Raw genomic sequence first — 1,956 nt, forward strand, 5'->3', positions numbered from 1 at the left:
GCCGTGGACCGGGCTGGGTCCACGGCGCACTCGCGTTGTCGTTCTGTTCGGTTCCTCGGTCAGCTCTCTTCGGGCCCGGGCTGCGGCGGGATGGTCGGTTGCTGACTACCGGGCTCGCTGGGCCGCCGCTGCCCGGGGATGAGAATCCGCGGGATCATCGGTTCGTTCCAGTCGTCCTCGGGCGGGACGTCGCCGGGGTGGGTTCCATGCATGGTCGGTGTCCTTCCCCCTGGTCAGCTGAGGCCGAGATCGGTCGCGGACCAGAGGCAGTAGGTCAGCTTGGTCTGGGCGACTCCCCGGTAGCGTGTGTGCGACTTGACGGTTCCGGCGACCTCCACGGTCGTGCCGCTTTCCGGCACGCGCTCGGTCGTCGCCTGCCAGATGAAGATGTGGCCGCTCTTCTTCTCCCGGAACTTCACCAGGGCCGGGCGGCGGGTGACCGTCCCGTAGTGCCGGTGCGCCAAGGGGATGACGGCGACCACCTCGGCCGTGAGGACGAGCCGCTCGCCGATCCGGCCCCGGTGTCGGGACCGGCGGGCGTCGACGGCCTGCTCTGCCTCGATCTCCATCCGCCTCTTCTCGCTGTGCCAGGCGGCGACAGCGGACGCCATGACGTTCATGTCGCGAGGCTGGACGCGTCCGGACTTCACGAGTCGTGCGAGCTTCGTCCGGTACCTCGTACCGTTGCTCGCTCCGGCGACGCACCACGCGCAAACGGCGGCTGCGGTGTCTGCGGCGCCCGCGACGGCCGCGTCGATACGCTCGCGATCCTCCGGGCAGCTCAGTTCGGCTCCGGAGAGGTAGTTGGCGACCTCCCAGGACGTGGGGACCTGGGCCTCGTCGGCGCAACGGATCGGCTGATAGCCGCGTACGGCGACGACGGCCACGGTTGCCCGGACGACGTCCAGCGGACGCAGGGTAGCGGTCATGTTCGTGCTGGCTCCTTGTGCTGAGGGAAAAGGTGTTGCTGCCGGGGGCGGCGCGGAGGTTGCCCTCCCCGCGCCGCTCCGGCCCTGGGTCAGAAGATGAGGAAGCCGACGCGCCCGGCGCACTGCGGCGTCGGGCAGGCGATGGTGCCCCCGCGATGGCCGTGGGCGTCGGTGTAGGTCCACGGGGTGTCGCGGGCCCGCTCCGGGCGGAACCACCACGACCCGTCCTTGGCGCGCCACCGCCCGCAGCAGGTCCCGCACTCGGCCCGCACCCGCGAGACACCGAATCCGGGCGGGTCCACGGGGTACCCGTTCGTGTAGCCGATGCGGTGGACGGTCCGGCGGACGAGGCCGGTTGACCCGGTGATGTACGCCCCGGCCCGGATCTGGATCTCGTCGGCGACCACGACGTCGTTCCCGTACATGACGGTGACCGCCATGAACGGCTTCAGCACGGTCACCGCCTCGAAGAAGCGGCCGGTGTCGAGGTAGGTGTTGTGCGCATCGTCGCGGCGCAGCAGAGCGGATTCTCCCGACAGATACCCGGCCTGGGCGAGACACGACACCGCCTCGTCGGGCTGGGCCCGCCAGGGCATTTCCAGCACGTCGGCCGGGGGAACGGCGTGCGGGGCCACCTCACGGGGGCGAAGGACACGGTCCGGGGCGGTGATGTACACCGCACGGTCGTGCCGGGCGAGGGAGTACAGCAGGTCGCCCCAGCGAACGGCCGGACGGGGATCGAAGCGACACATCGCTTCGATGACGGTCTCGCGAGCGGAGACGCTGAGTTCGTGACGCGCGACGGTGATCGTCGCCATGAAGGCTCCTTGATGAGGGAGGTCAGCCGAGAGCCGATCGGTCTCGGTGTCGGCCGGGGTTGCCCTCCCGACCAACACCTTTATTAAACCAAGTTCTAAGCCGCAGCCGATGTCCTGACGCGCCGTCAACCGAGTGATCCTGGCGGCTGCCCGGTGTCCCCCGGCCTCAGCGGCAGGCGGGCGGCCGAGCGGGGTGGTGTCCCTCCTTG

General features: G+C 70.1%; 2 protein-coding genes. Both read right to left on the reverse strand.

The annotated features are described in order from the left end of the window. Positions 1–233 precede the first annotated feature (233 nt). The gene (locus ACFV5N_RS27440; protein ID WP_385605133.1) at positions 234–929 is read right to left on the reverse strand and encodes a hypothetical protein; all 696 of its coding nucleotides are present in this window, start codon (positions 927–929) and stop codon (positions 234–236) included. 89 nt (positions 930–1,018) lie between these two features. Then, positions 1,019–1,747: a hypothetical protein gene (locus ACFV5N_RS27445; protein WP_385605136.1), complete on the reverse strand. Its 729-nt coding sequence runs from the start codon at positions 1,745–1,747 to the stop codon at positions 1,019–1,021. Positions 1,748–1,956: the final 209 nt, after the last annotated feature.

This window comes from Streptomyces sp. NPDC059853, from assembly GCF_042731495.1.
Lineage (GTDB): Bacteria > Actinomycetota > Actinomycetes > Streptomycetales > Streptomycetaceae > Streptomyces.

Bases quoted from the DNA above. Each gene is read 5' to 3' on its own strand.
- ACFV5N_RS27440 (WP_385605133.1), bottom strand. From the start codon at position 929: ATGACCGCTACCCTGCGTCCGCTGGACGTCGTCCGGGCAACCGTGGCC.
- ACFV5N_RS27445 (WP_385605136.1), bottom strand. From the start codon at position 1,747: ATGGCGACGATCACCGTCGCGCGTCACGAACTCAGCGTCTCCGCTCGC.